A 24,537-nucleotide genomic window follows, 5' to 3' on the forward strand; every position below is an offset into this window, starting at 1 on the left:
ATGCAGGGTCACAAGATGCTTGATCACAAGATTCCGGCAACGGTCATCACCGGCTTCCTCGGTTCGGGCAAGACGACAATGATCCGCAACCTGCTCGAAAACGCCAATGGCAAGCGTATCGCGCTGATCATCAATGAGTTTGGTGATTTGGGTGTCGATGGTGGTCTGCTCAAGGGTTGTGGTATCGAAGCTTGCCGCGATGAGGATGTAATCGAGCTCAACAATGGCTGCATCTGCTGTACGGTGGCTGACGATTTCATCCCGACAATGACCAAATTGCTGGACCGTCCTGATCGCCCGGATCACATCGTGATCGAGACATCGGGCCTAGCCTTGCCACAGCCGCTGGTCGCCGCCTTCAATTGGCCCGAGATCAAGACGCAGGTAACCGTTGATGGCGTGATTACAGTGATCGATGCTGCTGCTGTTTCCGAAGGACGCTTTGCCGATGATCACGACAAGGTGGATGCGCAGCGCGTTCGGGATGAATCGCTCGACCATGATAGTCCGCTGGAAGAATTGTTCGAGGACCAGATCCGGGCGGCCGATCTGATCGTTCTGAATAAGACCGATTTGATCAGCAGCGAACAGCTCGACGGGGTCAAGGGCGATGTGCAAAGCCGTTCGTCGCGCTCGCTCAACATGATTTCGGCGAGTTTCGGCAAGCTCAGCAATGAGTTGCTGCTCGGTCTTGGTGTTGGTACCGAGGAGGATATCGTCAACCGCAAATCGCAGCATGAGATAGAACATGCGGCCGGTGAGGAACATAATCACGATGAATTTGAGAGTTTCGTCGTCGGTCTTGGTCCGGTAGCCGAGCCAAAATCTTTCGTTGAGAAACTGAAGGCTGTGATTGTTGATCACGATGTCCTGCGGCTTAAGGGTTTCGTCGACGTGCCCGGCAAGCCAATGCGGCTTGTGGTGCAAGCGGTAGGGTCGCGGATCGAACATTACTTCGACCGCAGCTGGCATCCCGGTGAGCAGCGCCAGACGCGGCTGGTCGTCATCGGCCTGCATGATATCGATACCGTCGCCATAACCTCGGCAGTAAATGCAGCCGCCGCTTGGTCATAGGATACTGAATGCACCTCCTGCTTGCCCAGAAAGGCACGATAGCCGAAGGCACCGAGGCGATTGATCTCGGCCAGACGCCGGGAGATGTGCTGTTTCTCTCTGCCGCTGATACCGAACTCGCGAGTCTAGCCTCAGCACGGCAGCAGGGCGATGGCGCGGTGTCGCTGCGCCTCGCCAACATGATGGCGCTGTCGCATCCCATGTCGGTCGATGCCTATGTCGAGCGTACGGCGCGTCATGCAAAGCTTATCATCGTGCGGATTATCGGTGGCGAGAGCTATTGGCCGTACGGGCTCGAAGCGTTGCATGCCTGCGCAGTCAATCACAACGTTCAGCTCGCCGTTCTTCCGGGCGACGACAAGCCGGATCCGGGGCTCGACCGGTTTTCCACCATTTCACGGCAGGATCGCGATGCACTCTGGCACTACCTACTTGAGGGTGGAGCGCAGAATGCGCAGCGCTTTCTCGACTATTGTGCAGCGCTGATCAGTAACAGGGATAAACCGCAGGAAGCGGCGCCCTTGTTGAAGGCTGGATTGTGGTGGCCGGGCAGCTCAGCGCCGTCGCTTACTGAAATGCGGGGGCACTGGCGGGAAAATGCGTCGGTGGTCGCGATCTGCTTTTACCGGGCGCTGGTGCAAAGCGGGCAGACCCAGCCGGTAGAAGCGTTGGTCGAGGCGCTGAAGGCAAAGGGACTGAACCCGTTGCCGGTATTTGTATCGAGCCTGAAAGACCAGGTGTCAGTGGCGACACTGGAGGCCATTTTCAGCGAGGCGCCGCCTGCTGTTGTGCTCAATGCGACGGGGTTTGCCGTGTCCGCACCAGGTGCTGCCCGCAAGCCAACCGTGCTTGAACATGATGGCGCGACAGTGCTGCAGGTGATCTTTTCCGGATCGAACGTCGAGCAATGGCGCAATTCGGATCAGGGACTCTCGGCCCGCGATCTCGCCATGAACGTGGCGCTGCCGGAAGTCGATGGGCGAGTGCTCTCTCGCGCGGTTTCGTTCAAATCGGCCCAGGTCTATGACGAGGCGGTCGAAGCCGATATCGTCACGCACGAACCGCAGCCCGATCGGGTTGAATTCGTTGCAGCACTGGCGGCAAACTGGGCGCGGTTGCGGGCGACGAAGCCCGGTGCGCGCCGCGTTGCGCTGATCATGGCCAACTATCCGAACCGCGATGGCCGGCTTGGCAACGGCGTCGGGCTCGATACGCCCGCCGGCTCGTGGCATGTGCTGAACACAATGCGCGAGCGGGGCTATCCGGTTGCCGATATTCCGGCCGATGGTGAGGCGCTAATCAACCATTTGATGGCCGGGCCAACCAATGCGGCGAGTGATGGACGGGAAATTCGCGAAACCATTTCCTTGAATCAATACAACAGCTTCTTCCAGTCGCTTCCGAAGTCGATTCAGCAGGCGATTAGCGCGCGCTGGGGCGACCCTGAGGCCGATCCCTACTTCATGAAGCTGGAGCAAATGTTTGCGCTGCCGCTTGCCCGTTTTGGGGAAACGCTGGTCGGCATCCAGCCGGCACGCGGCTACAATATCGATCCCAAGGAAACATATCATTCGCCGGATCTCGTGCCGCCGCACGGCTATCTGGCGTTCTACGCCTATTTGCGTGAAGTCTATGGCGCGCACGCTATCGTCCATGTCGGCAAGCATGGCAATCTCGAGTGGCTGCCGGGCAAGTCGCTTGCCCTGTCTGAGATGTGCTACCCGGAAGCGGTGCTTGGGCCCATCCCGCATATCTACCCGTTCATCGTTAATGATCCGGGCGAGGGTACGCAGGCCAAGCGCCGCTCGTCCGCTGTCATCATCGATCATCTAACGCCGCCGCTGACGCGCGCCGAGAGCTATGGTCCGCTGAAGGATCTAGAAGCGCTGGTCGATGAATATTACGAGGCATCTGGCGTCGATCCCCGCCGTCTCGTGCGGTTGAAAGTCCAGATACTCGATCTGGTGCGAGACATTGGGCTGGACAGCGATGCGGGCATTCACGATCATGACCCGGACGATCTCGCCTTGCAAAAGCTCGATGCCTATCTTTGCGATCTGAAGGAAATGCAGATTCGCGACGGGCTGCATATCTTTGGTCGGTCGCCGCAAGGGCGCCTCCTGACGGATCTCGTCGTAGCGTTGGCCCGTGTGCCGCGTGGGTCCGGCCACGGTGCCGATCAAAGCTTGCAGCGTGCGATTGTGCTTGATCTCGGACTTGACGGCTTTGATCCACTCGATTGCGATATGGCTGCTCCGTGGAATGCCGCGCGTCCCGAGATATTGCAGGCCGTTTCAGATGATCCGTGGCGTATCGCTGGCGATACAGTGGAACGTGTTGAGCTTCTGGCTGCGAACTTGGTGTCCGGGAAAGTCGAGTGCCCCTCGACTTGGGCCGCGACAGCCGCAGTCCTTGATGGCATCCGCAGTGATTTGCATCCTGCCGTGGCTGCCTGCGGCGATGCCGAGATGACCGCCTTGCTGACGGCGCTCGATGGACGGTTTGTTGCGCCCGGACCTTCCGGAGCGCCGACGCGCGGCAGGCCAGATGTGCTGCCGACCGGACGTAATTTCTTTTCCGTCGATACCCGTGCTGTGCCAACACCCGCTGCTTGGGAGCTGGGTCAGAAATCCGCCGAGCTTTTGATCCGCCGCTATACGCAGGATCATGGCGAATGGCCGACCTCGTTTGGTCTCACCGCTTGGGGTACGTCCAATATGCGCACCGGCGGCGATGATATCGCCCAAGCGCTGGCGTTGATCGGCGTCAAGCCGGTATGGGATATGGCTTCACGTCGCGTCACCGGTTACGAGATCATCCCACCTGTATTGCTTGGCCGACCGCGCGTCGATGTAACTTTGCGGATATCCGGGTTCTTCCGTGATGCGTTTCCGGACCAGATCGCGTTATTCGACACCGCCGTGCGAGCGGTTGGTGCACTTGATGAGGATTTGCAGGATAATCCCATCGCTGCGCGCATGCGCAATGAACAGAAGCGGCTTGTTGCGGACGGTATCGATGAAAAACTGGCCAGGCAGCGCGCAGGATTCCGCGTGTTCGGTTCCAAGCCGGGTGCTTACGGTGCCGGGCTGCAGGCGTTGATGGACGGACAAGATTGGGCCAAGCGCGACGATCTCGCTGAGGCGTGGCTCGTTTGGGGCGGCTATGCCTATGGCGCCGGCGAAGAAGGCAAGGCGGAGCGAGGCTTGCTTGAAGAGCGATTGCGCACGGTCAATGCAGTTGTCCAGAATCAGGACAATCGCGAGCACGACCTTCTCGATTCTGACGATTACTATCAGTTCGAAGGGGGCATGTCGGCGGCGGTGGAACTGGTGTCCGGCGAGCGGCCAGCCATTTATCACAACGATCATTCGCGTCCGGAAAAGCCGGTCATCCGCACGCTGGAGGAAGAGATCGCCCGTACGGTGCGCGGCCGTGTGACCAATCCTAAGTGGATCGCTGGCGTCATGCGCCACGGCTACAAGGGCGCATTCGAAATGGCGGCGACGGTCGACTATCTTTTTGCCTTTGCTGCCACGACCGGCGCTGTTGGCAACCATCATTTCGAAGCCGTCTATCAGGCATTTCTGGTGGATGAAGACGTGCGGGTGTTCCTGCGTGAAAAGAACCCACACGCTTTGCGTGATATCGCGGAAAAACTGGAAGAGGCGGTGACGCGCGGCTTCTGGACGCCGCGTTCCAACTCGGCGCGATACGAACTCAGCAGACTTGCTGCTTAAGAATAGGATTCGGGAGGAGAGGCCAAATGGCTGAAAAATCACAGAAATTGCAAAACCTGACCGAAGCGGAAATCAATGAGCGCCATGCTGACAAAATGCGCAAAAAGAAGGCGGTGCGCGACAAGATCCTGGCGACCAAGACCGACGAAAAAGGCCTGGTGATCATTAATACCGGTAAGGGAAAAGGCAAATCCACGGCTGGTTTTGGCATCGTATTTCGGGCGTTGGGTCACGGCATGAAGATCGGTGTGGTGCAGTTCGTCAAGGGCTCGTGGGACACGGGTGAGCGCTGGGTTCTGGAAAAATTTCCCGAGCAGGTCACGATCTCCGCAATGGGCGAAGGGTTCACCTGGGAAACACAGGACCGGGCGCGTGACATCGCCATGGCGCGCAATGCCTGGGAGCAGGCGAAGGCGATGATCCTCGACGACGAAACAGAACTCGTACTGTGCGACGAGCTGAATATCGCCTTGCGCTACGACTATCTGCCGGTTGAAGAAATCATCGAGGTCTTGAAGCAGAAGCCGCACATGAAACATGTGATCATCACTGGCCGGAACGCCAAGGATGAGCTCATCGAGTTTGCCGACCTTGTCACCGAGATGGAAATGATCAAGCATCCCTTCCGCTCGGGGATAAAGGCCCAGAAGGGCATCGAATTCTAGTTGTATGGATGCGCATATCGACCTGAGGCGTTTCGCTACTTGAATTCGACTGTCTGTACTGCAATCAATCAGTACAGACAATTTGGGGGTAAAATGAGCGAAAGCATTTTTGATCGGATCACGGCGTTCCTGGGTACGAAAAGTGCAGTGCAGAAGGTCGCCGATGATCCGGTGCTGACAGCAGAGCTTTTATTGCTGCTGCATGTCGCACTGGCAGACGGCAAGACCGAAAAGAAGGAATACGCCGCGATTCTGCGTATCGCTTCCAACGATTTCGGCATTTCATCTGAGGAGTTCGGAGAAGTCGCTGAATATCTCAAGGATTTCGGCTATGAAACAACGAGCACACAGGCAGCGCTCGCCTTTGCTGACGTGCCATTTGAACGCAAAGTGTTACTGCTGCGCCATCTTTTGGCGATTGCGAATGCCGACGATGAACTGGACGCCAAGGAAGCCAATCTGATCCGCAAGACGGCCGATCTTTTGGGAGTGACGCCGGAAGAACTGCACAAGAAGCACTGATGGCGCAGCCACTTTATGCACTTGGGTTGGGTTGTGAGCGAGGATGCAAGCCACAAGAATTGTTGGAGCTTGCCCGGAAAGTACTGGAAGAAGCCGGGATTGGCGCGGCTGATTTGACCGGTGCTTATTCGATTGATCTGCGCCGCCGAGAACCCGCTCTTGCCTACGTGTCGCAGCAATTGGACGTTCCTGTCAGTTATTTCAGTGCTGCCGTGTTGGAAGAGCAGACACAGCGGCTGCTCAACCCGTCGGAGCGCGTTTTTGCCCTGACAGGATGTCACGGTGTGGCCGAAGCCGCCGCACTTGCGGCCGTGGGTTCAGACGGCGTACTGGTGATCGGAAAGACAAAAACTGCTCATGCCACTGCGGCGCTTGCGGTGAAGAGATAAACGGGTTCAAACAATGACAGTCCATTTTATCGGCGCAGGCCCCGGCGCACCTGACCTCATCACTGTGCGCGGATTGAAGCTTATCCAGTCCTGCCCGGTCTGCCTGTACGCAGGATCACTGGTTCCGCCAGAAATGGTCGCGGAAGTGCCCAAAGGCGCACGGGTGGTTGATACATCATCACTCACACTCGACGAGATCATTGCGGAGTTCGAACGGGCCGATGCGGAAGGCAAGGATGTGGCGCGGGTTCACTCCGGCGATCCGTCGATATACGGCGCGGTAGCAGAGCAAATGCGCCGCCTTGATGCCTTAGGCATCGATTATGATGTGACGCCGGGCGTTCCGGCATTCGCAGCCGCCGCTGCTGCCTTGAAAAAGGAACTGACGGTTCCGGAAGTATGCCAGACCATCATCCTGACGCGCACCTCGATGAAGTCATCGGCGATGCCGGACGGGGAGGACCTCGCAACGCTGGGGAAATCGGGAGCGACGTTGGTTATCCACCTGTCGATTCGCAATCTGGCTCGTATCGAAACCGAACTTACCCCGCTCTATGGCACTGATTGTCCTGTAATCGTTGCTTATCGCGTGGGGTGGCCGGACGAACAATTTATTCACGGAACGCTTGCCGATATTGCCAGCAAGGTGAAAGCCTCAGGTTTGAGCCGCTCGGCGATGATTTTTGTCGGACGCGGTTTGGTGGCAGATACGTTCCGTGACTCCGCCCTTTATCACAAGGATCACAGCCATACGCTGCGCTCACGTTCGGAGTGAACCGAAAGTTGTGTCGATGAAATGACTGACACTTTCGATATCCGGCAGGGTGTTTGTGTCGGGACGGTGTGGCCGGTCGATCATGATGACGGGCAGGCCGAGGTCGCGGGCGGCCCTGATCTTTGTGTAGGATGCAGAGCCGCCGGAGTTGCGACAAACGATATGGGTCAGGCGCTTCTTCGTCAGAAAGGCGGCCTCATCTTCGACCTTGCCGGGCTTTGACAGCTCCAGCTCGAAATCGATGAGATCGAGAGGTATTTCCGGCGGATCTATCATACGCACGACGAAATGCACGTCACCACGGCGGGAAAATGGTGCGATGTGTTGCCGTCCAAGCGCGAGCAGCACGCGTGCCTTTGCCGGAATGGCCGAAACTGCCCGTTCGAGTGATGTGACACTTGTCCAGTTGTCGCCCGGCTTCGGGTGCCACACCGGGCGTTCCAGCCGGACGAACGGAATATTGGTCGAAGCCACCGCAAGGAGGGCGTTATCCGATATCTGGGTTGCGAATGGGTGGGTAGCGTCGATAAGCAGCGATACATTCTCGCGTACGATGTAACCAATGAGCCCTCTTGCGCCGCCGAAGCCGCCGATGCGCACTTCGCCCTCAAGCTTTGCCGGATCGCGCGTGCGCCCTGCCAGAGATGAGATCACGCGATGGCCTTGCACCACAAGCCGGGCTGCGAGTTTTGAGGCTTCGGCAGTGCCACCGAGAATGAGAATCGGACCATTAGACACGGGAAAGAACTGTACCCTTGCGATCGGTAACGATGACCTCTACTTCGACCGGCGCGCCCTTGAGTGTGGCAAGAGCTGTTTTCTTGGCCTTTGCGGCTATGGGACCGGCGAGATCAACTCCCAGAGATTGTGTCAATTCAAGCACTTCCTGCGCGGTGTTGGCATTCAGAATCCGCTCTCTTACATTTGGATCGAGCCCTAGTTTTTCCGCTTCATCGGCAAGAAAAGTCATGCTGACCTGGCTGCGTCCTGAGTGAAGATCAAGTGCGCCTTGAGCCAGTTTGGTCAGCTTGGCGAAGCCGCCGGCGATGGTCAGCCGGTCGATGGGATGGACCCGCAGATATTTCAACAGTCCGCCGGCAAAATCACCCATGTCAAGAAGCGCAATCTCCGGCAGGTGATAAATGGCTTGCGCCGCATCCTCGGAGGTGGAGCCGGTTGCGGCGAGAACATGCTTGAGGCCTGCCGCACGTGACACGTCAATGCCGCGGTGGATGGAGTGTATCCAAGCCGCGCACGAAAAGGGATGGACAATGCCCGTGGTGCCGAGGATGGAGATGCCGCCAACAATACCAAGACGCGGGTTCCAGGTTTTCTTGGCCAACTCTTCGCCCTCAGGCACAGAGATCGTGATGACGAGATCTGCCGGAAGATCATATTGCGCGCAGATTTCCTCGCAAATCCGGGTCATCATTTCGCGCGGTACGGGATTGATAGCGGGTTCTCCAGGCGAGATGGGAAGACCGGGCAGGGTGACCGTGCCGACGCCTTCGCCTGCAACAAACTGGATGCCGCTTCCGGGCGGCGCTGGAAACACCGTCGAGATTATCGTGGCACCATGCGTGACATCGGGATCATCACCGGCATCTTTGACAATACCTGCCATGGCGTAACTATCGCCGATCGATTCGATCGCCAGCTGGAAGTGCGGAACTTCACCCTTAGGCAGGATAATTGCCACCGGATCGGGGAATTCCCCAGTGATCAGGCCGATCAGGGCAGCCTTTGTTGCTGCGGTGGCGCAGGCGCCAGTGGTCCAGCCCCGGCGCAAAGGCCGTTCGCTCGTCTCGTCGGGTTTCCGCTGTCCTGCATCAGGTTCGTCGCTCATGTGCGTCTTATAGACCAGCTTCTGCACCCGTTGCATGATTTTTCCGATAAGTTCATGCTTGCGGTCAGAAAAATTGTGCTATGCGCAAAAGATCGGGGTTGAGCGATGGGCGCAATGAAACTGAAATTGCCAAAGTTTGAAGCGGGACATGTCTGGCTCGTCGGGGCAGGACCGGGCGACCCTGGCCTTTTGACGCTGCACGCGGTCAATGCACTCGAACAGGCGGATGTGGTTGTCTATGACGCGCTGGTTAACGAGGATTGCTTGTCGTTTGCCGGTCCGGCAGCGACACTTGAATTTGCTGGCAAACGTGGCGGCAAACCATCGCCACAACAGCGTGATATCTCGTTGCGCCTTGTTGAGTTGGCGCGGTCGGGCAAGCGTGTGCTGCGATTGAAGGGTGGCGATCCTTTTGTATTCGGGAGAGGCGGCGAAGAAGCACTGACGCTGGTCGAACATAATGTGCCATTCCGCATTGTTCCCGGCATTACCGCCGGGATCGGTGGTCTTGCCTATGCGGGTATACCTGTCACCCACCGCGAAACGAATCAGAGTGTAACCTTTCTGACCGGGCACGATGCCACCGGTCTTATTCCCGATTCGATGGACTGGAGCAGTATCGCCAAGGGGTCTTCGGTCATCGTCATGTATATGGCAATGAAGCATATCGGTTTGATCGCTTCGCGGCTGATTGCAGCGGGCCGTTCGAAAGATGAACCGATGGCCTTTGTCTGCAATGCTACAACGGGCGAGCAGCAGGTGCTGGAGACGACGCTGGAGAATGCCGACGTTGATGTCCAGCAGTCGGGTCTGCGGCCGCCCGCCATCGTTGTTGTAGGGCAAGTTGTACGTCTGCGCGCCGCTCTCGACTGGCTCGGTGCGTCGGAGGGCCGGGTGCTCACGCAGGACCCGCTCGGAACCCGCAAGGAAAAGGATGCGGGATGAAAGGCGTACTGATCGCCGCTCCATCCTCGGGTAGTGGCAAGACGACCGTCACTCTGGGACTTTTGCGTGCACTGCGCAATCTCGGGGTGGAGATTGCACCGGCAAAGGCGGGTCCCGATTACATCGATCCCGCCTATCATATGGTGGCGAGTGGTATTCCTTGCGTCAATCTCGATCCCTGGGCTATGCGGCCAGACCTCATAAGCGCGCTTGCCGCCCGTCATACTGAAGGCGGTAAGATGCTTGTCGTCGAAGGCATGATGGGCCTGTTCGACGGTGCTGCTGATGGCGGCGGTTCCGCCGCGGACCTGGCGACGCATCTGTCGCTCCCGGTCATTCTCGTTTTGGATTGCGCGCGGCAATCGCATTCGATCGCTGCGCTTGTTAGCGGCTTCCGTGATTTTCGCCGCAACGTAATGATCGCGGGCCTAATCCTCAATCGGGTCGGCAGTCCGAGACATGAGGCCATGTTGCGGTCGGCGCTGGATCCCATCGGCATACCGATCCTTGGTTCATTGCCTCGCGACGAGAGACTGCAATTGCCGGAACGGCATCTCGGTCTCGTTCAGGCGGGCGAGCATCTTGATCTTGAAGCCTTTATTGACCATGCCGGTTCGCTCATCGGTGAGAAGATTGATCTGAAGCGCATTCAACAAATCGCTGGCCGGTATGGTTCCACGGAATCCATGGCCAATGTCGCTCGCATTCCGCCTCTTGGCCAAAGGATAGCGGTCGCTCGCGATAACGCGTTTGCTTTTTCCTACTGGCATCTGTTGGACGGTTGGCGGCGGCGCGGTGCCAATATAAGTTACTTTTCGCCCCTTGCGGATGAAGCGCCGACTGGGGACAGCGATGCAATCTATTTGCCCGGGGGTTATCCAGAGCTTCATGCTGGACGCCTCGCACAAGCGGTTAACTTTGCTTCTGGCATCAAGAACGCCGCGGCCAGGGGTGTCCCTATCTATGGCGAATGCGGGGGATACATGGTGCTCGGGGAAAGCATTGAGGATGCGATGGGCGCAACTCACCAAATGCTCGGACTTTTGCCGGTCGAGACCAGTTTTGCGAAACGCAAGATGCATCTCGGATATCGACGCATCGAGCCGCTTCCAGCTTCGCCCTTTCAGGCAGCCATGACCGGTCATGAATTCCACTATGCCAGTATCGTCCGGGAGGGAAATGCCGCGCGGCTCTTCCGCGTCCGTGACGCCTTGGGCGAAGATTTGGGCGAAGCCGGGCTGCGCGTCGGACCGGTCTGCGGCTCCTACATGCACCTAATTGATTTGGCGGGATAATGCAGATTGAACATGGAGGCGCGCTCGATCGTGCCATGGAACGCTTTGGTGGAACACCAGGCGACTGGATCGATCTTTCGACCGGTATCAATCCGGAAGTATTTCCGCTGCCGCCGATTGGTCTTGAAATCTGGAATCGCTTGCCGGACGAGAAACTGCTCACGTCAACCCTTAACGCGGCCCGAGAATATTATGGTGCGGGGAGTGAGGCTGGAATTGTTGCAGCGCCCGGCACACAGTCGCTGATCCAGATATTGCCAGATGTGATGAGCAAGGGCGAAGTGGTGATCGTCGGTCCGACCTATCAGGAGCACAGGGCGTCTTTCCTTAACGCCGGCTGGCTGATTTCGAACTGTGCAAGCATCGACGAGATTCCGCCCTCTGCAAAGGTTGTGGTTATCGTCAATCCGAACAACCCGGACGGGCGGATTATCCCAAGGGAACCGTTGCTTGAACTCGCTAAGCGAATGGATAGCAGGGGCGGAACTCTCATTGTTGACGAAGCTTTTGCCGATCCGCATCCTGAGGCGAGCGTCGCAGCCCAAGCAGGTATGAGTGGGCTGATTGTTCTCAAATCCTTCGGCAAATTCTTCGGTCTTGGGGGGCTGCGTTTGGGCTTTGCGCTGACGACGCGAGATATTGCACAGGCGCTCAAGCACCGGCTTGGCCCTTGGGCGGTATCGGGTCCCGCGCTGATTATCGCAACCCACGCGTTCTGCGATACGAACCGCCTCGCGGACTATTTAGCGCGGTTGAGGTCCCGTCGCGAATTGCTAACAATTGTTCTGGCTGAGGCAGGTCTTGCCGAGACTGGTGGGACGATGTTGTTTTCGCTGATAGAGTTCAGGCAGGCTTATCTGCTTCACGAAGCGCTATGCAAAGAACATGTTTTGACCAGAAAATTTGACTATGCGCCACAGTGGTTGCGTTTTGGTCTGCCATTGGATGAAAATGCAGCTGAGCGATTGCAGCACCGTCTCGGTATTGCCTTGGACATCGCGCAAAGTTGATATTTGATTCAAGAGGATCGAATCATCCATGGAAATCAATCTCTTGATTCTGTTTCTTGCCTTGCTCGCCGATCGCACTTTCGGTGACCCGGACGGGTTGTGGCGGAAGATTCCCCATCCTGTGGTTCTATTTGGCAAGGCGATCGAATTTGCTGACAAACAGTTCAACAAGGTTAGCGATTCGGATGATGAAAGACGGCGTGATGGTTTCCTCGTCATGCTGGGTTTGCTGGTGCTCTCAGCGGTCATTGGCTTGCTTGTGCATCTCGCGCTGCGGACAATTGAGCCGTTTGGCGGTTTGATCGAAGCGCTGATTGTCGCGGTATTTCTGGCGCAAAAAAGCTTGGGCGACCATGTCGAGCGTGTCGCAGTAGCCTTGCGCGAAGAGGGTATCGTCGGCGCCCGGCGTGCTGTCTCGATGATTGTCGGGCGCGATCCGGAAGTGCTGGATGACGCGGCCGTCAGCCGTGCGGCCATCGAAAGTCTTGCCGAAAATACCTCCGATGGCATCATTGCGCCAGCATTCTGGTTTGCTTTGCTCGGGCTTCCCGGGCTTTTTGCCTACAAGATGCTGAATACGGCAGATTCGATGATCGGACATATGAACGATCGATACCGTGATTTTGGCCGGTTCGCGGCCAAATTCGATGACGTCGCCAACTGGATACCTGCAAGATTGACGGGCCTTCTGATCTCGGCAGCAGCTTGGATCGTACACGGGTATGATGCGGCGCTTCGATCATTCAATGTGATGATGCGTGATGCGCGGCTGCATCGCTCGCCCAATGCGGGTTGGCCTGAAGCGGCGATGGCCGGCGCTATCGAAGTGGCGCTTGCAGGGCCGCGCATCTATGGTGGCGTGGTAGCCAACGAGCCGATGCTGAACGGGGCAGGGCGCCGCGATGCCGGAGCCGAAAACATCGAAGATGCGCTCAATATCTTCAGTGTTACGACCGGAATTTTCACAGCCGCGATCCTGGTACTCTTCCTGATCGGACTGCTTTTTTAGTCTCCTTCATTGAAATTTTGGGTCAAGCACGTCGCGCAAACCATCGCCGAGCAAATTAAGCCCGAGAACGGTGATGACGATGGCGAGGCCGGGAAACAGCGCCATGTGTGGTGCTATGCTGATCATCGTCTGGGCTTCGAAAAGCATGCGCCCCCAACTTGGCATGGGAGGTTGAGAACCAAGCCCAACATAGGAAAGACCCGCTTCGGCGAGAATACCGAGCGAAAACTGGATCGTTCCCTGCACGATAAGCAGGGGCGCCATATTGGGTAAAATGTGGTCGAGCGTGATACGCGCCGACCCCTTACCGATAGCGCTTGCTGCAATGACAAATTCCCGTGGCCAAAGCGATAATGCTGCGGCACGGGCAACGCGGGCAAAAACCGGAATATTGAAGATACCGATGGCAATAATTGCGTTGATCGTGCCGGGGTCAAAGACTGCGGTGATCATCACCGCGGAGAGGAGCGCTGGAAAAGCGAAGATCAGGTCGTTGAAACGCATCAGTACCTCGTCGACGACGCTGCCACTGGCTGCGCCCCAAAGCCCAAGCGGAACGCCGATACCTGCGCCGATCGCTACCGAAACGAAGGCCACAGCGATGGAATTGCGGCTGCCGACCATGATCATCGAAAGAATGTCGCGGCCAAAATGATCGGTGCCGAGCCAATGTGCAGAGGACGGTGGTTTCAACTTGCCAGCAATATCGAATGCACCGACCGCGTAAGGTGTCCAGATGAAGGATATCAACGCCATCAGCGCGATAACGCCTGTGATAGTCAGGCCGATGACAAACGATCTGTTCGCAAGCGCTTTCCCGATATTCTCTTGCCACGCAGCGTTCATGGACGGCTCCGCAGACGAGGATCGACGATGGCGTAGGAAAGATCGACCAGCAGATTGACAAGGATTACGGTAGCGACAAGCAGCATCACTACGCCTTCGACCACGATCAGGTCGCGCTGGGTGATTGCCTGGAACACCAAACGACCGAGGCCTGGCAGGTAGAAGACGTTCTCAATGATGATTGTACCCGCGAGCAGGAAGGCGAACTGCAAGCCTAGAATTGTCAAGACTGGAATGAGAGCATTGCGCAAGGCATGGCGGTATAATACTTGACGCCCGCTGAGCCCCTTGGCTCGGGCCGTGCGAATGTAATCCTCGCCGAGTACATCCAGCAAGGCGGAACGGGTAACGCGGGCAAGGATCGCCGCTTGCGGCAAGGCGAGTGCAATCGATGGCAGGATCAATGATTTCAAGCTGAGACCCACTCCTGCGCTCCAGCCGGGGAAGCCACCGGCCGGAACAAGCCGCAGCGTTACGGCGAAAACATAGACCAAGAGCAAGGCGAACCAGAAATTCGGAATAGCGACACCCACCTGTGCAACAACCATCGTTGCCGCATCGGAGGGCTTACCACGCCGCGATGCGGAAAACAGTCCGACCGGAATGGCGATCAAGGCGGACAGCGCCAGGGAAATCACGGCGAGCGGCAATGAAACGGCAACACGCTCCTTGATGAGATCAAAGACGGGAACCGAATATGTATAGGACTTGCCCAAGTCCCCACCAAGCAGTCCGCCGAGCCAACTGAAATAACGTATAATCAGCGGTTGATTGAGCCCCATCTGCTCTTGCAGAGTACGAACGGCGTCCTCTGTGGCATTCATCCCCAGCATCAGTCGTGCCGGATCGCCGGGCACGACTTCAAGCACAGCGAAAACGACGATGGATGCAGCCAGCAACGTGAGGATGCCGATCGATATGCGCTTTGCGGCATAGCTCAGCATAGGGTGGCCATGCCGTGCCCGGTGATCATCAGTCTGCCCACTTCACAGCAGTAAGATCATTGGCCTGAATGGGCCCGTTTTCCCAAAGCCCTTCGACCTTCGAATCCCAGATACCGGTTTTCGGCAGCTGGAAAAGAAAAGCTGCAGGTACATCGGTTGCCAGGATTTTCTGGGCTTGCCGGTAGAGTTCGATACGCTTGGATCCATCAGAGGTTGCGTCTATCAGCTTGATCACGTCCTTGAAGGCGGCATTGTCATAATTGAAGTAGTAGTCGTCGCGGGCAAAAATGTTGAGGTCATTCGGCTCGGTGTGTGAGACGATCGTCATGTCGTAGTCTTTGTTCTTGAAAACTTGATCAAGCCACTGCGCCCATTCAACCGGAATGATTTTAGCTTCGATACCGATTTCGCGCAGTTCGGCCGCGATGATTTCACCGCCGCGCCGGGCGTAGGTAGGCGGCGGAAGTTTCAGCGTTGTCTTGAATCCGTCAGGATGACCGGCCTCCGCCAGAAGTTTCTTCGAAAGTTCTGGGTCATAAGCAGTCTCGGATGTGAGATCGAGGTAGGCGGGATGGTGCGGCGGAAAGAACGAGCCGATCGGCGTTCCCAGTCCGAACATCGCGCCGTCGATCAGTGCCTTGCGATCAATGGCGTGGGCAATGGCCTGGCGCACCTTTAGATTATCGAAGGGTGGCTTCCTGTTGTTGAATCCAAGGACCGTTTCGCCCTCGGTCGTGCCGATGACCACCTTGAAACGCGGATCGGCTTGGAATTGCGGAATGGTCTCGTAGCTTGGGAAAACCGGAAAAGCTTGCACATCGCCGGCCATAAGTGCGGCCGTTGCCGCTGCGGGATCAGGAATGACACGGAAAGTGGCCTTTTCTAACGAGGCTGGCGCGCCCCAATAGTCCGGATTTTTGGTGATGACGATTTGCGATCCTTTGGCCCAGCTATCGAACTTGAAGGGCCCGGTCCCGATCGGCTTTTCCTTGTTGGTCTCGGAACTCTCGGGCGCCACGATTACGGCATCTCCCCAACCCATATTGTAGAGGAAATCGCCGCTTGGTTGCTTCAAGGTGACCTTGACCGTCAGGGGATCGATCACATCAACTGTATCGATTGCGGCGAACAGACCCTTTTGCGCGTTGGTGGATTTGTCGCCGCGAGCGCGATCGAGCGAAAACTTGACGTCATCAGCGTCGAACGACGTGCCGTCGTGGAATTTAACGTCCTTATGCAGCTTGAATGTGTAGACCTTGCCGTCGTCCGATTGCGTCCAGCTTTCGGCGAGCGCGGGGAGAACGTCGCCCTTGGGACCAATCCGTGTCAGGCCCTCAAAGATGTTGGCATAGACGATCTCGTCGATTGCCGCCGCTGCGCCGGCTGTCGGATCGAGGTGCGGTGGCTCCAGCACGATGCCGAGCACCAGGCCGGTCTTTGCGGCGTAAGATGTAGTGTAGGAAAATAGTGCGATTGCCACGCCGGCGACGGCTGACTTCCAGAACTGCATTCGATGACTCCCCAACACTTTGCCGTTTAGGCTGATCCCGTCAGTAACACTTTCAAACCGAGCGCCATGACCTTGGCCGACTCGATCATATCCTCGATGCCGACATACTCATCCGGTCGATGCGCTAGGTCGAGTATGCCGGGCCCGTATGCGATACAGTCATGTAACAGCCCGATGCGCGCGATGTGCTTTTGGTCGTAAGTGCCGGGCGAAATCACATAGTCTGGTTCCCTGCCGAAGACAGACCGGATTCCCTCGGCGACCGCAGTCACGACCGGTGCATCGCGTTCGGTCATCAGCGGCTGCACTTCCATGATGTCGCGGATGTTGTAGTGAAATTTCGGCCGCTCCCACTGCAGCCTGTCGAGGATCGAAATGACCTCGCGCTTCACCTCGGCAATATCCTCCTCCAGCAGGAAACGCCGATCGATCGTCAACCGGCAGGAATCAGGCACATTGGGCGAGGGTAGCCCGGAATAGTCATCGGTCTGGCCTCCATGGATAGAATTGATGTTCATCGTCGACCGGCGCGCGCCCTCCGGAACGACGGGCATGCGCGTCACTTTCTTGTCGAGAGCCGGAAACAACTCCTTCTCGAAGGCGTCGAGCACCGCGCCCATATGCCGGACGGCGCAATCACCAAGAAACGGCATCGAGCCGTGAGCGATTTCGCCCTTGGTCTCGATCTCCGCCCACCAGACGCCGCGATGACCAAGGCAGATGCGGTCCTTGTTAAGTGGTTCGGGGATGATAACGTGATCGACACGCGGCTTTGAGAAGAAGCCCTTGCTGGCGAGATAGGCAACGCCACCAAAACCACCGGATTCCTCGTCAACCGTGCCGGATATTTCAATGGCACCGGAAAAATCCGGATAGACCTCTAAAAAAGCTTCCGCCGCGATGATGGAGGATGCAAGCCCGCCTTTCATGTCGCAGGCGCCGCGACCGTAGATCTTGCCATCTTTGACTACGCCTTCGAATGGATCGACGGTCCAGCCTTCGCCGGTATCCACCACATCGATATGCGAATTGAAATGGACGGTCTGTCCATGGGTGCGACCATCGAAACGGGCGACGACATTGGTGCGCGGGTAGCGGTCCGTATCGCCGGGCGTACCTTCGCCGCGAATCAACTGGGTCTCGAAGCCGATTTTCTGCAACCGCTTCGCGAGATATTCGGCGCAAGGTGTATAGGCCTCACCGGGGGGATTTATCGTTGGAAAACGAATGAGTTCACGCGTCAGCGCGATCAGGTCGTCACGGCGTTTTTCGACAGCGCGGGATAGCTTTTCATCCATTCGCCCATCAAATCAGCCGATGTCCCGATTTGGCAAGAGGCAAGTTCTTGCCAATCGCGAATGGCTTTTTCCTCGAGGGATGTCGTTTGTGTGTTTGGTGGTTTGGAATTGTTCTTATAAAACCATTCGTAATGCATGTAATCAACGGGGCCTTCGAAGAATGAATTCAGAACCAATCCTTGCTTTGTCGGAGCCGGTTGGTGATGAAGTCCGCAAAACCACCTGCTATATGTGCGCCTGCCGTTGCGGCATCGATGTCCATCTGAAAGACGGCAAAATCCGCTATATCGAAGGCAATCGCGATCATCCTATCAACAAAGGTGTTCTCTGTGCGAAGGGTTCCGCCGGGATCATGCAACATTATTCGCCGGCACGGCTGCGAGCGCCATTGTTGCGGACAGGACCACGCGGTTCGGGCGAATTCAAGGAGATCAGCTGGGAAGAAGCCTTGTCGTTGGCTGTCGATTGGCTGCAACCCGTGCGCGAGACCGCTCCACAAAAATTGGCTTTCTTCACCGGCCGTGATCAGAGCCAGGCGCTGACCAGTTTCTGGGCGCAAAATTTCGGCACCCCGAACTATGCCGCTCATGGCGGCTTCTGCTCGGTCAATATGGCCGCGGCAGGTATCTATACGATCGGTGGCGCGTTCTGGGAGTTCGGCGCGCCGGACTGGGACAAGACCAAACTGTTCGTGCTGTTCGGCGTGGCGGAGGATCATGACTCCAATCCGATCAAGATAGGCATCTCCAAGCTGAAAAAGCGCGGCGCGCGTTTTGTGTCGGTCAATCCGGTCCGAACTGGCTATTCCGCCGTTGCCGATAACTGGATCGGGATCAGGCCGGGCACCGACGGCTTGCTTATCCTTGCCGTCATTCACGAGCTCTTCCGTACCGGCAAGATCGATCTCGATTACCTTCAGCGTTACACCAATGCGCCATGGCTGGTCATCGATGATGAGGGTACGGACGATCATGGCCTGTTTCTGCGCGACGATCTCGGCAAGGCACTGGTGCGCGACCGCAAGTCCGGCGCGCTGGTGCGGTTTGACGAGCCGGGACACGTCGCTGATCTCAATGCTGATTTCGTTACAGAGGATGGCCGGAAAGTTCGCAGTGTCTTGCACTTGATGGCTGAAAAATATCTCGATCCGAAATATACCCCGGAAGCAGTCGCGGCGGAAACGGGGATCGCGGCGGCCACAATTCGTGGACTGGCTTCGGAAATCGCCCGCGTGGCTTTCGAAGAAGAGATTATCGTCGAACAACCATGGACCGACATGAAGGGCGAACAGCACGAGGTGATGATCGGCCGGCCCGTGAGTTTTCATGCCATGCGCGGCATCTCCGCTCATTCCAACGGCTTCCAATCTGCGCGCGCCCTGCATGTACTACAGACGATCATTGGCTCCATCGATTGCCCCGGCGGCTATCGCTACAAACCGCCATATCCGAAGCCCGTTACAGCCCACCCCAGACCGCACGGCAAGGCGGAACATGTGAAGCCCGGCCACCCGCTGGCGGGGCCGCATCTCGGCTATCCCCTCGGACCTGAAGATCTGCTGGTTGATAGCGAAGGCAAGCCGCAGCGCATCGACAAGGCGTTCTCTTGGGAAGCGCCGCTTTCCGCCCACGGCATGATGCACATGGTGATCGCCAATGCCTGCGCGGGCGATCCCTATCCGGTCGATGTGCTGTTCCTCTACATGGCGAACATGGCGTGGAACTCGTCGATGAACACCCGCGGCACGATCAAGATGCTGGAGGAGCGCGACGAGGCGACAGGCGAATATAAAATCCCGAAGATCATCTATTCGGACGCCTATTCATCGGAAATGGTGGCCTATGCCGATCTCGTCCTGCCGGATACGACCTATCTGGAGCGTCACGATTGTATTTCTCTGCTCGACCGGCCGATCTCCGAACCGGATGCTGCCTGCGATGCGATTCGCTGGCCGGTGCTGAAGCCGGATCGCGATGTGCGCGGTTTCCAGTCGGTGCTGATTGACCTCGGCGCTCGCTTGAAGCTACCGGGTTTTGTAGATGAAAAAGGCGTGGCGCTGTACAAAGACTATGCCGACTATATCGTCAACCATCAGCGCAAGCCTGGTATTGGTCCGCTGTCTGGGTGGCGCGGCGAGGATGCTGGTGATGAGGGCAGGGGGGCCCCCAACCAAGACCAGTTGAAGAACTATATCGATCACGGCGCATTCTGGATGAAACACATTCCTGAAGAGGCGTTGTATTTCAAGCACCACAATGCGGCGTACCAACAGTTCGCCATCGATATGGGCTTTTTTGATGCACCTCAGCCGGTTACGATTCAGCTTTATGTCGAAACACTGCAGAAGTTCCGCCTATCGGCGCTCGGTATCCGACAGCCTGTCGCTCCTCAACAATACAGGCAACGCCTGTTCGATTGTTTCGACCCGTTGCCGGACTGGTACCGTCCCTTTGAAGAACAGGGCGTCGATATCGCAGAGTTCCCCTATCATGCGATCACCCAGAGGCCGATGGCGATGTATCACTCCTGGGGCTCGCAGAATGCGTGGCTGCGGCAGATACATACGAAAAACCCGCTCTATGTTCCGGGCGCGATTTGCGATGAGCTTGGGCTGAAGGATGGCGATTGGGCGTGGATTATTTCCCATCACGGACGTATCAAATGCGAAATCGCGCGGACCGATGCTGTGAACGGCAAAACCATGTGGACATGGAATGCCATCGGCAAGCGCAAGGGTGCTTGGGCGCTCGATCCGAATGCGCCGGAAGCGACCAAGGGTTTTCTGCTGAACCACCTCATCCATGAACTGCTGCCGCCAAAGGCCGATGGGATGCGCTGGTCGAATTCCGATCCGATCACCGGGCAGGCAGCCTGGTACGATTTGCGCGTGCGTATTGAGAGGGCTGAGGCGGGTGCGGAGATCAGCGAGCCGCATTTCGGTACGATCAAGCGGCCCGGCAGCCAGCAACAGTCAGTCGATGAACTACGCTATGGGCAGGAGTGGGCGCCAAAATGACCAGCCTGCCGCAAAATCGCACGTCGAAAAAGCTTGGCCTGGTCATCGACCTCGATGTCTGTGTGGGCTGTCATGCCTGTGTAATCAGTTGCAAGGAGTGGAATACCGGCGGCTATGGCAGTGCGCTGTCGGACCAGCATCCCTATGGCGGGGATGTCTCAGGCACTTTCCTCAATCGCATTCACAGTTTCGAGGTCGTTCCGGAAGGCGGGCAGATCATCGGCGAAGCCGGCGACGCACGCGTGGTACACTTCCCCAAATCCTGCCTGCATTGCGAGGATGCGCCCTGCGTCACGGTCTGTCCCACCGGTGCCTCATACAAACGTGCCGAGGATGGCATCGTACTGGTGGATGAAGACAAGTGCATAGGCTGCGGACTTTGCGCGTGGGCCTGCGCTTATGGTGCTCGGGAGATGGATCTGGCGGCCGGTGTGATGAAGAAATGCACGCTGTGTGTCGACCGCGTTTACAACGAGACATTGAAGCAGGAAGACCGCGTGCCCTCCTGTGTCAGGACCTGTCCGGTCAATGCGCGGCACTATGGCGATCTCGGCGATCCGAATTCCGATGTGTCGATCATGGTGGCCGAGCGCGGTGGTTTCGATCTCATGCCAGAGCAGGGAACACGGCCCACCAACAAATATCTCCCGCCGCGGCCCCGCACGTCCTTAAGCGATAGCGCGCCGATCATTCCGCTTGCCGAGAATACCGAAGACGCGCGCGGATTTTTCGCTTGGCTCGACAAGACGCTGGACCGGATTTAGTACATGCATCCAGCGTATTCTATCATTGTCTTCACGACGCTGTCAGGTCTGGGTTACGGACTTGCGATTGTGCTGGGCGTAGGTTTTCTCGACCCGTCACTGCTATCGACCAAGCTTGCCTATTTCACATCGCTGGCATTGATCAGCATCGGACTGACAGCATCGCTTTTGCATCTCGGCAATCCGCAACGTGCATGGCGCGCCTTGAGCCAATGGCGCTCCAGTTGGTTGTCGCGCGAAGGGGTCATGGCAATCGCAACATTTGTCCCGCTGACGTTAAGTGAAGTGCTGGCGGTCTTTGCCAACAAACATGATGCGATTTTGGGGATTATCACCGTTCTCGGTGCGCTGGTGACAGTCTATTGCACGTCGATGATCTACGCGTCGCTCAAGACAGTGGACTCATGGCATACGAACCTGACGCCGCTGTGTTTCGTGTTGTTTTCGCTGGCCGGTGGATTTTTGCTGGCAAGCGCTTTCGCGGGCGGAAATGGCCTGATCGTAGAGTTTTTGGCGCTGCTGTTTGTGCTGTTGGCGTTGATTGTGAAGATGGTCTGGCGCAAACGCGCCGCGAGACTCGTACCGATTTCGACGCCTGAGAGCGCAACAGGTTTGGGTTTTATCGGCAATGTACGGCTGTTCGAGCGGCCGCATGCGCTCGACAACTACCTGACGCGCGAAATGGGTTTTCGTGTTGCCCGAAAACATGCGGCGAAGCTTTGGGTAATCGCCTTTGTTTTCGGAGCGATCCTGCCCATCCTGGCGCTATTGCTGGTTCTAGCGATCGGGGGTGGGCTGGCCGCGCAGATCGCGCTCATTCTCGGCGTCATCGCGCATTTGCTGGGGATTTTTGTCGAGCGCTGGCTGTTCTTCGCCGAAGCCAAACATGCGGTCATGAATTACTACTGAGACTAGCTGTTCCAGCGCTTGTGGAACCACATCCATTGGCCGGGGTATTCGCGTACCCAGGCCTCGACCTTATCGTTCAACGCCTGAGCGGTTGCAGCCAGATCAACTGCACCTTTTTCGTCCTGCGGCAGTTCCATCTTCTCCTCAAGCTCCAGCCGGAACCGCCCACCGGGCAGACGCACACAGCGCGCCGGATAAACGTCGCAATCGTATTGACGCGCGAGTTTCGCGAGAAGCGGATTGGTTTTGCACGGGCGATTGAAGAAGGTCGAAGCGATGCCGCGTTTGAATTTTTGATCGACCAGCATGCCGACATTGCCGTTATTGTTGAGGACGGTCGCGAGCGACCACGCGGCGCCGGCCTTCGACGGGACCAGATGCCCCATGTTGGTGCGGCGCGCCCCGAGAATTTTCTTGGCAACATATGGATTATTCGGCGGGCGGAAGAGGGCGGTCACATTCAGGTCAAACGTTGCCGCACAGATCGGCAGCAGCTCGAAATTGCCGGTATGACCTGTGAAGAATATATGCGGCCGATCCTTCTCGTCGCGTATGCGTTCGAATATTTCGCGACCCTGAACCTCGATCAGTCCGGGCGTGTCGCTGTGCGGATCATAGTCGAAGATTGCGTCCAGAAAGACATATTCGGCAGTAAGCCGTGCCATGTTGCCCCACATATCACGGGCGATCCGCTGCAGTTCCTCTTCCGGTTTTTCCGGATAGGCCTTGCGCAAATTGATCATCGCCACGCGATGACGTCCCATCAGAGGGCCAATTTTACGTGCTGCCGCATCGGTAAAATCCATGGCCGCCTTTGCGGGCAGCAAACGGAGCACTTTGAGGATACCGAAAATGACAAAAGCCGACAGCCAGTAGTTGAATTTCTTCAACTTCTGGCTCCAGCGAAACAGAGCAAGCTTCAGCTTAAGATTCATTGATTACGCTCAGTTGACGCGCAGGATGATCTTGCCAAAGACGTCCCGGCCTTCCATCCGCTTCAACGCCGTATCGATATCGTCGAAGCCCACTTCCGTATCGATTACCGGATGGACAAGGCCGCGCGCCATCTTCTGCATGGCATCGGCCATGTTTTCCATGCGGCAGCCAAACGAACCGAGAAGTTTCAACTGCTGCTGGAACAACATCATCAGGTTCATGCTGGTGGAGACGCCCGATGTCGAGCCACAGGTAACGAGCCGACCACCGCGCCGCAGCGATAGCATGGAACCGGCCCAAGTATCGGCGCCGACATGCTCAAAGACCACATCGACGCCCTTCTTCTTGGTCAGCTTGCGCACGACGCCCTCGAAGCGGTCCTCGCGGTAATTGATGACGTGGTCGGCGCCAAGTGCCTTGGCCTTGTCGATCTTGTTGTCGGAGCCGACGGTAGTGATCACTGTGCAACCGATCTTCTTGGCAAGCTGGATTGCCGCCGAGCCGATGCCGGAACCACCGGCATGGACGAGAATCGTTTCTCCCGGTTCGAGCTTGGCATTATCGAACAGCATGTGCTCGACCGTTCCGAACGTGACTGGTGCAACGGCCGCGCCTATTTCATCGACACCTGGAGGCGCAGGGACGAGCAGGCGGGCTTTTAGATTGACTTTTTCCTGGGCAAAGCCGTCCAGATGGAAGCCGTGCACGCCAGAAACATGCTCGCAGAGATTGTCGCGCCCTTCGCGGCAAGGGCGGCAAAGACCACAGGTCTGCGCGCCATAGATCGAAACCAATTGACCAGGCAGCAAATTGCTGACGCCTTGGCCGATCGCATCGACGACACCGGATGCTTCCGCACCGATCGTCAGCGGCATCTTGCGTTTGGCAAAGGCCATGCCCCGCCAGCCCCAGACGTCGATGTGGTTGAGCGCAACAGCCTTGATATTGACCGTCACTTCGCCCGGACCGGGCGGGGGCGGGGGCGCAATATCGACGATCTCGAGCTTGCGGTCTTCAATCAGCTGTAATGCACGCATATCCGTT

At 57.2% G+C, this 24,537-nt stretch carries 21 protein-coding genes; 13 read left to right on the plus strand and 8 right to left on the minus strand.

Going from position 1 to position 24,537, the window contains the following annotated elements; translation table 11 throughout:
• Positions 1 to 15: 15 nt before the first annotated feature.
• The 6 genes from cobW (at position 16) to cobM (ending at position 7,165) form a co-directional block, all read left to right on the plus strand.
• On the plus strand, positions 16 to 1,074 hold the full coding sequence (gene cobW, locus ACSQ3H_RS11710; RefSeq protein ID WP_436119421.1) for a cobalamin biosynthesis protein CobW: 1,059 nt from the start codon (positions 16 to 18) through the stop codon (positions 1,072 to 1,074).
• An 8-nt stretch (positions 1,075 to 1,082) separates the two neighbouring features.
• A complete protein-coding gene (gene cobN, locus ACSQ3H_RS11715) occupies positions 1,083 to 4,814 on the plus strand; it encodes a cobaltochelatase subunit CobN (protein ID WP_436117228.1) in 3,732 nt (1,243 codons plus the stop codon).
• A 26-nt stretch (positions 4,815 to 4,840) separates the two neighbouring features.
• Positions 4,841 to 5,479: a cob(I)yrinic acid a,c-diamide adenosyltransferase gene (gene cobO, locus ACSQ3H_RS11720; protein WP_436117229.1), complete on the plus strand. Its 639-nt coding sequence runs from the start codon at positions 4,841 to 4,843 to the stop codon at positions 5,477 to 5,479.
• A gap of 93 nt (positions 5,480 to 5,572) precedes the next feature.
• Entirely contained in the window at positions 5,573 to 6,001 is a 429-nt protein-coding gene (locus ACSQ3H_RS11725; RefSeq protein ID WP_436117230.1) for a TerB family tellurite resistance protein, read from the plus strand.
• The gene (locus tag ACSQ3H_RS11730; RefSeq protein ID WP_436117231.1) at positions 6,001 to 6,390 is read left to right on the plus strand and encodes a cobalamin biosynthesis protein; all 390 of its coding nucleotides are present in this window, start codon (positions 6,001 to 6,003) and stop codon (positions 6,388 to 6,390) included. Before ACSQ3H_RS11725 ends, ACSQ3H_RS11730 begins: the two co-directional genes overlap by 1 nt.
• Before the next feature lie 13 nt (positions 6,391 to 6,403).
• A complete protein-coding gene (cobM, locus tag ACSQ3H_RS11735; RefSeq protein ID WP_436117232.1) occupies positions 6,404 to 7,165 on the plus strand; it encodes a precorrin-4 C(11)-methyltransferase in 762 nt (253 codons plus the stop codon).
• On the opposite strand, the gene ACSQ3H_RS11740 is transcribed toward cobM, so the two are convergent.
• Positions 7,151 to 7,903, minus strand: a complete 753-nt coding sequence (locus ACSQ3H_RS11740) for a cobalt-precorrin-6A reductase (protein WP_436117233.1) — start codon at positions 7,901 to 7,903, stop codon at positions 7,151 to 7,153. The genes cobM and ACSQ3H_RS11740 overlap by 15 nt on opposite strands.
• On the minus strand, positions 7,896 to 9,011 hold the full coding sequence (locus ACSQ3H_RS11745; protein ID WP_436119422.1) for a cobalt-precorrin-5B (C(1))-methyltransferase: 1,116 nt from the start codon (positions 9,009 to 9,011) through the stop codon (positions 7,896 to 7,898). The genes ACSQ3H_RS11740 and ACSQ3H_RS11745 overlap by 8 nt, the downstream gene beginning before the upstream one ends.
• A 105-nt stretch (positions 9,012 to 9,116) precedes the next feature.
• Here ACSQ3H_RS11745 and cobA point away from each other — a divergent pair, with 105 nt between their 5' ends.
• From cobA to cbiB, 4 genes are read left to right on the plus strand one after another with little or no spacing between them, the layout of a single operon-like run.
• Positions 9,117 to 9,956 carry a uroporphyrinogen-III C-methyltransferase gene (cobA, locus tag ACSQ3H_RS11750; protein ID WP_436117234.1) on the plus strand — a complete coding sequence of 280 codons (840 nt, stop codon included), beginning with the start codon at positions 9,117 to 9,119 and terminating at the stop codon, positions 9,954 to 9,956.
• Positions 9,953 to 11,251, plus strand: a complete 1,299-nt coding sequence (locus tag ACSQ3H_RS11755; protein WP_436117235.1) for a cobyrinate a,c-diamide synthase — start codon at positions 9,953 to 9,955, stop codon at positions 11,249 to 11,251. The genes cobA and ACSQ3H_RS11755 overlap by 4 nt, the downstream gene beginning before the upstream one ends.
• A complete protein-coding gene (gene cobD / locus ACSQ3H_RS11760; RefSeq protein ID WP_436117236.1) occupies positions 11,251 to 12,261 on the plus strand; it encodes a threonine-phosphate decarboxylase CobD in 1,011 nt (336 codons plus the stop codon). The genes ACSQ3H_RS11755 and cobD overlap by 1 nt, the downstream gene beginning before the upstream one ends.
• Before the next feature lie 28 nt (positions 12,262 to 12,289).
• Positions 12,290 to 13,270, plus strand: a complete 981-nt coding sequence (gene cbiB / locus ACSQ3H_RS11765; protein WP_436117237.1) for an adenosylcobinamide-phosphate synthase CbiB — start codon at positions 12,290 to 12,292, stop codon at positions 13,268 to 13,270.
• A 6-nt stretch (positions 13,271 to 13,276) separates the two neighbouring features.
• On the opposite strand, the gene ACSQ3H_RS11770 is transcribed toward cbiB, so the two are convergent.
• Genes ACSQ3H_RS11770 through ACSQ3H_RS11785 form a run of 4 tightly spaced genes read right to left on the minus strand, consistent with a single transcriptional unit; the run spans position 13,277 to position 17,868 of the window.
• Positions 13,277 to 14,116 carry an ABC transporter permease gene (locus ACSQ3H_RS11770; RefSeq protein WP_436117238.1) on the minus strand — a complete coding sequence of 280 codons (840 nt, stop codon included), beginning with the start codon at positions 14,114 to 14,116 and terminating at the stop codon, positions 13,277 to 13,279.
• Positions 14,113 to 15,060: an ABC transporter permease gene (locus tag ACSQ3H_RS11775; protein ID WP_436117239.1), complete on the minus strand. Its 948-nt coding sequence runs from the start codon at positions 15,058 to 15,060 to the stop codon at positions 14,113 to 14,115. The genes ACSQ3H_RS11770 and ACSQ3H_RS11775 overlap by 4 nt, the downstream gene beginning before the upstream one ends.
• A 28-nt stretch (positions 15,061 to 15,088) precedes the next feature.
• Entirely contained in the window at positions 15,089 to 16,570 is a 1,482-nt protein-coding gene (locus ACSQ3H_RS11780) for an ABC transporter substrate-binding protein (RefSeq protein ID WP_436117240.1), read from the minus strand.
• Positions 16,571 to 16,596: 26 nt separating this feature from the next.
• Positions 16,597 to 17,868, minus strand: coding sequence for an acetylornithine deacetylase/succinyl-diaminopimelate desuccinylase family protein (locus tag ACSQ3H_RS11785; RefSeq protein WP_436117241.1), 1,272 nt, complete (start codon positions 17,866 to 17,868; stop codon positions 16,597 to 16,599).
• 160 nt (positions 17,869 to 18,028) lie between these two features.
• Between ACSQ3H_RS11785 and ACSQ3H_RS11790 the strand changes: the two genes are divergently transcribed.
• Genes ACSQ3H_RS11790 through ACSQ3H_RS11800 form a run of 3 tightly spaced genes read left to right on the plus strand, consistent with a single transcriptional unit; the run spans position 18,029 to position 22,557 of the window.
• Positions 18,029 to 20,884 carry a molybdopterin oxidoreductase family protein gene (locus ACSQ3H_RS11790; protein WP_436117242.1) on the plus strand — a complete coding sequence of 952 codons (2,856 nt, stop codon included), beginning with the start codon at positions 18,029 to 18,031 and terminating at the stop codon, positions 20,882 to 20,884.
• Complete coding sequence (locus ACSQ3H_RS11795; RefSeq protein ID WP_436117243.1) at positions 20,881 to 21,648, plus strand: 4Fe-4S dicluster domain-containing protein; 768 nt, start codon at positions 20,881 to 20,883, stop codon at positions 21,646 to 21,648. The genes ACSQ3H_RS11790 and ACSQ3H_RS11795 overlap by 4 nt, the downstream gene beginning before the upstream one ends.
• Before the next feature lie 3 nt (positions 21,649 to 21,651).
• Complete coding sequence (locus ACSQ3H_RS11800; protein ID WP_436117244.1) at positions 21,652 to 22,557, plus strand: dimethyl sulfoxide reductase anchor subunit family protein; 906 nt, start codon at positions 21,652 to 21,654, stop codon at positions 22,555 to 22,557.
• A 2-nt stretch (positions 22,558 to 22,559) separates the two neighbouring features.
• Here the strand turns inward: ACSQ3H_RS11800 and ACSQ3H_RS11805 are convergent, their stop codons facing one another.
• Together ACSQ3H_RS11805 and ACSQ3H_RS11810 are read right to left on the minus strand one after the other, a co-directional pair.
• A complete protein-coding gene (locus ACSQ3H_RS11805; protein ID WP_436117245.1) occupies positions 22,560 to 23,492 on the minus strand; it encodes a lipid A biosynthesis lauroyl acyltransferase in 933 nt (310 codons plus the stop codon).
• A 9-nt stretch (positions 23,493 to 23,501) separates the two neighbouring features.
• On the minus strand, positions 23,502 to 24,530 hold the full coding sequence (locus ACSQ3H_RS11810; RefSeq protein ID WP_436117246.1) for a zinc-binding dehydrogenase: 1,029 nt from the start codon (positions 24,528 to 24,530) through the stop codon (positions 23,502 to 23,504).
• Positions 24,531 to 24,537 lie beyond the last annotated feature (7 nt).

Source organism: Phyllobacterium sp. LjRoot231 (assembly GCF_964253365.1).
Taxonomy (GTDB): domain Bacteria; phylum Pseudomonadota; class Alphaproteobacteria; order Rhizobiales; family Rhizobiaceae; genus Phyllobacterium.